Annotated in this window: 5 protein-coding genes; 3 read left to right on the top strand and 2 right to left on the bottom strand. The window is 73.5% G+C overall.

Annotated elements, in window-relative coordinates:
• Positions 1-480 (bottom strand): hypothetical protein (locus PINTE_RS19820; protein WP_217996660.1); only part of this gene is annotated, 480 nt, incomplete at its 3' end.
• The gene (locus PINTE_RS19815; protein WP_245643072.1) at positions 480-1,892 is read right to left on the bottom strand and encodes a glycosyltransferase family protein; all 1,413 of its coding nucleotides are present in this window, start codon (positions 1,890-1,892) and stop codon (positions 480-482) included. The genes PINTE_RS19820 and PINTE_RS19815, both read right to left, overlap by 1 nt.
• 213 nt (positions 1,893-2,105) lie before the next feature.
• Here PINTE_RS19815 and PINTE_RS19810 point away from each other — a divergent pair, with 213 nt between their 5' ends.
• The 3 genes from PINTE_RS19810 to PINTE_RS19800 are packed head-to-tail and all read left to right on the top strand — an operon-like array spanning position 2,106 to position 6,095.
• Entirely contained in the window at positions 2,106-2,702 is a 597-nt protein-coding gene (locus tag PINTE_RS19810; protein ID WP_068434094.1) for an acyltransferase, read from the top strand.
• A 4-nt stretch (positions 2,703-2,706) separates the two neighbouring features.
• Positions 2,707-4,761 (top strand): glycosyltransferase, encoded by a 2,055-nt coding sequence (locus tag PINTE_RS19805; RefSeq protein WP_068434092.1) that lies wholly within the window; start codon positions 2,707-2,709, stop codon positions 4,759-4,761.
• Positions 4,758-6,095: a glycosyltransferase gene (locus tag PINTE_RS19800; protein ID WP_068434090.1), complete on the top strand. Its 1,338-nt coding sequence runs from the start codon at positions 4,758-4,760 to the stop codon at positions 6,093-6,095. The genes PINTE_RS19805 and PINTE_RS19800 overlap by 4 nt, the downstream gene beginning before the upstream one ends.
• The last annotated feature ends 268 nt before the right edge of the window (positions 6,096-6,363 follow it).

Raw genomic sequence — 6,363 nt, 5'->3', positions numbered from 1 at the left:
CGGGTGCGTCCTCGGCAGCCCGCTCAGGTCGCTCCCGCGCCGGTCCGCCGGGGCCTCGCTCGCCGAGTCGGTGCCGCCGCTGCCCCCGATGCCGCCCGTGCCGCCGGAGTCGGGCGCCGCCGCGTCGATCGGGGCGAGACGGGCCGGGTCGGTGAGCTGTTCGGACATCTCCTCGCCGCCGAGATCCGGCTCCGCCGCCATGGCCTCGGTCTCCGCGCGCGGCACGCCGTCCAGCGACCCGGCGGAGGGCCCGGCGGGCGCCGCGGAGGCCGACGGTGCGGTCGGGTGCGGCACGGGCTCCCGACCGAGGGTCAGCGACGGTCCGGCGACGAGGTGCGCGACGAGCGGCAGCCGCTCGGCCGGCTTGTGCCAACTGAGGAGTGCAACGTCGTCGTCGGGGCGCAGCCCGAGTTTGTCGTGCCAGGTGGCGACCTTGGCGGGGTTGATGCCGCGGCCGCAGTCGAGGATGAGCACTCGCATCAGCGCGCCCCCGTCCGCAACCCGGAGCCGACCAGCGACTCGGCCAGCGCCCGCACCCGCGGTTCGAGCTGCAGGTCGCGCGAGTAGTGCCGGGCGAAGTCGAGGCAGGCCTCGCGGGTGGCGCGGTCGGCCTCCCGGGCGGCGTGACCCGCGTCGACCAGGGCCGCCGCGATCGAGTGGGGGTCGAGGTCGCGCACGGGGAACCACAGCGGGTAGCCGCGCATGATGTCGGTCGCGGCGTTGCGCGGGTCGTGCACCGACACGATCGGCAGCGCGCTCGCCGTGTACTCGAACACCTTGCCGCTCGTCACGTACCGGCCGGCGCCGAGGATGAGCAGCAGCGCGTCGAAGCTCGCGTAGGTGGCGCGCACGTCCTGCTTGGGCACCGGGCCGCAGTACTCCAGGCCGTCGTCGGCGTACTCGTCGACGAGCGCGAGCATGTCGGCGGCGGGCAGGGAGTAGAACCCGAGGTAGCCCCACAACTGCGCGCGGGCGCTCCGCAGCGCCGGGTCGTGGCGGGCGTGCCGCCACCCCCGGGCGAACTCCTCGATCGGCACCTTCTTGGAGACGGTGCCGATGTAACCGAACGTCAGCGGCGCGTCGGGGTCGCGCACCGCCGGGGGCTCCAGCGCCGGCAGCGGCGCGAACTCCTCGTCGTAGCCGTTGGCGACGACGTGCATGCGCGCCGCGAGGTCGGGGTGGCGCTGCGCGTGCCAGGCCCGGATCGGCTCGTTGACGAACCACGCCTCGCGGGCCCCCTCGAGCAGGCCGCGCTCGAGCCAGTCGACCCGGCCGCCCTCCTCGTGCAGCAGGCCGCCGTCGAAGACGTCGAGCATCCACGCGTCGCGGTAGTCCATGACGTAGGGCACCCCGTGGCGGCGGTTGAGGATGTCGGCGGCCATGAAGTCGACGTTGGGGTTCGCGCTGGCGACCACGAGGTCCACGGGCTTGCGGGCGTGGATCGCCAGCGCCGCGTCCTCCAGCGGCCGGCGCCACGGCCCGTACGCCACCTCGGGGAAGTCGCGCACGTCCAGGTGCCGGCGCCGGCGCCGCCACACCCGCGGCGCGAACACCCGCAACGCGGACCACTTGCGCAGATCGGCTTCCATCATCGGCCACTCGAACGGGATGCGGACGACCTCGATGCGCGGGTCGATCCGCTCCTCCAACGACAGGTCGGCGCCGGTGTACTTCAGGAACGTCTCGCGCTCGCAGGTCAGCACCGTCACCTCGAAGCCGGCCGCGGCGAACGCGTTCGGGGTCGCCAGCGCCCGGTACACGCCGCCGCCCCGCGACGGCGGGTAGCCCCACGCGACGTAGAGCAGATGCGGTCGACGCCCCGACGCGTCGCCCGCGGTCGGCGGGCGCACGAGGGACGGGGAGGTTCCGGCGTGCAGATCTGGGGAGGTCATCGAGTTCCTTCTGCCCGGTGACGGACGGTCGGTAAACCTGTGTCGCTATCCTCCCAAATCGACCAGACCCCGTGGTTCACAAGGCAAGTCGTGGCCGGTCTTGGCTGCCCGCAGGCCTTGCGTAGGGTGTGCGATGGGCTGCGCCGGTGTCGGGCCGCCCGCGAGACCGACCGGGCGTGAACCCGGCCCGAACGCAGGGGAAAGGAACCAGGCATGGCGACGAACATCCAGCCCAACGCCGATGTCGCTGCGGATGCGCAGATCGGAGACGGGTCCAGCGTGTGGCATCTCGCGCAGGTGCGCGAGCAGGCCGTGCTCGGCCGCAACTGCATCGTGGGCCGAGGCGCCTACGTGGGCACCGGCGTGACGATGGGCGACAACTGCAAGCTGCAGAACTACGCGCTGGTCTACGAGCCCGCGGTGCTCGAGGACGGCGTGTTCGTCGGCCCCGCCACGGTGTTCACCAACGATCACTTTCCGCGCTCGATTACCCCCGAGGGCGACCTCAAGCGCGGCGACGACTGGGAGGCCGTCGGCGTCACCTGCAAGAAGGGCGCCTCGATCGGCGCCCGCTCGGTGTGCGTGGCCCCCGTGACGATCGGCGCGTGGGCGATGGTGGCGGCCGGGTCGGTCGTCACCAAGGACGTGCCCGAGTACGCGCTCGTCGCCGGGAGCCCCGCCCGCCGGATCGGCTGGGTCGGCCGCGCGGGCGTGCGCCTGAAGGACCTCGGCAAGGGTCGGTGGCGGTGCCCGGTTACCGGTGACACGTATGTCGAAACCGACAATGCGCTGACCTTGCAGGACGATTGAGGGCGTGAGCATTCCTAGCGCGCCGACCAGCACACCCGCACCGACGGCTCGGACCTCGCAGCGGCCGAGCAGCGCGACGAGCCCGGCGTCCGACGAACTGGACCTCGTGCTCGTGGCCACCCCGTGGTACCCGACCCCGCACAATCCCGTCTGGGGCACGTTCGTGCGCGACGCGGTCGTGGCGATGTCGATGCACTACGACGGCCGCATCACCGTCGTGCACGTCGACGGCAACCCGCTGTACGAGGGGGAGGAGCCCCCACCGGTCCCGGCTCCCGACGAGCAGGCCCAGCAGAACGCGTCGACACCTGATGACGATGGCGATGACGACGACGGCGACGAATTCGACGACGAGGAGCAGCCGACCCCGGTCGGCGACGGCCCGGGCGCCGAGCCGGGTCGGCACCGGGCCGAGGCCGCGGTGCGCTCCTGGTCGTGGACCGAGTCGCGCCCGGAGGCCGACGTGCGGGTCATCCGGGCCCCGTTCCCGCCCAGTGTGCCCCGCTCGGTCGCGATGGAGATCCACCGGGAGGCGCTGCGCGAGCACGCGTCCGACCTCATCGCGCGGGCCCGCGTCGTCAGCGCGCACGTCGGCGGCCCGACCGGCGCGGCGATCGCGCCACTGCTGCCGCGGCCCACGCGCTTCTCGATCACCGAGCACGCGACGTACGTGCGAGGCATGTTCAAGGACACCTCCGCGGCCATCCAGTACCGCGCCGCGGTGGCCCGGGCCTCCCGGGTGCTGGCGGTCAGCGACGGCCCGGCCGCCACGCTGCGCCGGCTGTGCCCGCAACAGGCCGACTACATCTCCGCGGTGCCCAATCCCGTTCGCTTCGACGGCCTTCCGCTGCGCGAGGAGCCGGTGCGCCGCCTCGACCGGTGGCTCTACGTCGGCAACCTCGTCGAACGCAAGGGCGTGCACCGGCTCCTCGCGGCGTTCGCGCAGGAGGTGGCGTCCGGCGACCGGCCGCAGGCCCGCCTCACCCTCGTCGGAGACGGTCCGCAGCGCGAGGCCCTGCGCCGCCAGGCCGAGGAGGCCGGCGTGGCCGACCGCGTCGACTTCGCGGGGCAGGTGGAGCCGGAGCAGGTCGCCCGGTACTTCGTCGACCACGACGTGCTCGTGCACCTCTCGGACTACGAGACGTTCGGCCTCACGGTCGTGGAGGCGGCGGCCACTGGCCTGCCGGTCGTCGTCACCCGGTGCATCGGCCCGGAGGAGACGATGGTCATCCCCGCCGGCTACGGCCTGGCGGCGTTCGTCGACACCCGGCCCGAGCCGCAGGCGGTGCGCGACGCGGTCGCCTCGCTGCGCACCGACCTGACCCGCGCCGACCTGGAGACGGTGCGCGGCATGCTGCGCTCGCTGTACGGCTTCGAGCGCAGCGCCGAGCTGCTCGCCAAGTACGTCTTCGGCGTCGCGCAGCCGCCGCTGGCGCAGCCGCTGGACCTGGCGATCGTGCTCGCGTTCCAGGGCGCCCAGCAGTGGCGCCGGGTGCAGCACGGCGCCGACCGGGCCGCCGACCTCGGCTGCACGGTGACCGCCGTCGACCTCGAGGACGGGCTGGCGTCGGTGGCCGCCGGGATCACCCTGCTGACCCCCGGCAACGCCGACCGCTACAACGGGTTGCGCACCGTGGAACGCACGCTCGTCGACCGGGTGCCGAGGGCGGCGCTGCGGGCCGCGGACCGCGCGCTGCCGCACCTGCCCGCGCGCGCGGCCGGTCCGGCGCTGCGGGGGCTGACGAAGGCGGAGCTGCTGCAGCGGCGGGTCTCGACGGTCTCCGAGGCGCGCGTGTACCGGCTCCTGTGGAAGGTCGTGCGGGGCCGGACGATGGCCCGGCGCGTCGAGCTGCAACCCGAGCTGGAGCACCTGAAACGCCTCGACGTGCTCGTGCACCTGGGCGGGCGGCTCACCCAGCTGGCTTACCGCCTCGCGATGCGCCACCCCGAGGCGATCGTGCACCACGGCACCTTCGGCGCGGCCCACATCGCCCGCTGGTGGCTGGCGGTGCACGGGCCCGACGCCGACCGCTCGCCGGCCGGGGGTGAGGCGCGGTGACCCGACCGCACATCGGCCTCGTCGCGTTCTACTTTCCGCCGTCGCGGGCCAGCGGCGTCTACCGGATGCTCGCGCTGGCCAACCACCTCGTCGACAAGGGCTGGGACGTCACGGTCTTCACCGTCACCCCCGACTTCTTCGAGCACATCACCCGCTCGAGCGACCCCTCGCTGCTGGACGCCATCGACCCCCGCGTGCGCGTCGAGCGCATCCCGCTGCCGATGAAGCACCTGGAGCAGGAGCTGCGCCGGTTCGGGCGGTGGCGCGGCAACTACCCCGAGGTGCACCGCCGCGTCACGCAGCGGCTCATCCGCACGGCCTGGTGCGACCAGTACGGCAGCTGGGTGCCCGGGCTGCTCAACCGCCTGCTGCGGGTGCACCGCCGGCACCGGCTCGACGTCACGCTGGCCACCGGCAACCCGTACAGCTGCTACCAGGCCGTGTGGGCGTTCAAGCGCCTCACGAAGGTGCCGTACGTGCTCGACAGCCGCGACTCCTGGACCCTTAACCTCTTCACCGACGAGTACGCCTTCCCGCCGGGGCACGCCGCGTTCACGTGGGAGAAGCGCACCTTCGACGACGCCGAGCTCATCTCGTTCGTCAACACCCCGCTGCTCGCCTGGCACCAGCGCGAGTACCCGCAGGACGCCGACAAGATGATCGTCGTCGCCAACGGTTACGACGCGGCGGGGGAGCCGGGCGGCACCGGCGGGCCGGAGGTGCCGGAGCGCGCCGCGCACAGCCCGCTGCACTTCGGGTACGTCGGCACGCTCACCGCCAACCAGCCGCACGCGATCGTCTGGGAGGGCTGGCGCCGCGCCAAGGAGCCGGGCCGGTTGCCCGACGCCGTCGCCGACCTGTACGGCCACCTGGGTTTCTTCGGCGTCAGCGCCGCGGTGCGCAACCTGCTGCCGCTGGACGACACCGCCCAGCAGGTGCGCTGGCACGGGGCCGTCGGCAAGGCCGAGATCGCCGGCGCCTACGACGCCCTCGACGTGCTGATCATGATCGTCGCCGACTCCCCGTACGTCACCAGCGGCAAGGTCTTCGAGTACATGTCGACCGGCAAACCGATCGTCGGGCTCTACGAATCCGACTGCGCGGTGGCCGAGGTGCTCGACGGGTACCCGCTGCTCGTGCAGGCCGCCTCGCTGGACCCCGACGACATCGCCGACGCCTTCGCGCGCGCCGCGCAGCTGGCTCCGAGCGTCACGCCGCAGCAGCGGGCGGCGGCCCGCGAGTTCGCCACCCGCTTCGAGCGCACCCGGCAACTCGACGTGCTCGAGACGCACCTGCGCCGGATCGTCGGGGCGACCCCGGCTCCCGCGCCGTAGGGCTCGAGGAGTTTCGCCCGCGCCCCTTGATTCGGGCATCGCGGAGTCGATGAGGCGGGAGTCAGCGGCAGAGCCCGACGCGATCCCGGGCGGCCGCCGTCCCCGCTGACGGGATCGCCTCGCCCCCTTGGGGATTCGTCCCTGCCAGGAGTGGATGCCTGCATGCTCGTGCACGCCCTCGCCCGATCCGCCCGCCGCGCGCTCGCCCTCGCCGTCGCGTGTGCCGCCCTCGTCCCGGCCGCCGCGGTCCCGGCCACCGCGGTCCTGG

It is taken from the genome of Piscicoccus intestinalis NBRC 104926 (genome assembly GCF_001515525.1).
Lineage (GTDB): Bacteria > Actinomycetota > Actinomycetes > Actinomycetales > Dermatophilaceae > Kineosphaera > Kineosphaera intestinalis.
Note: the sequence above shows the minus strand (reverse complement) of the source record. Positions and strands in the feature narration are given on the sequence as shown.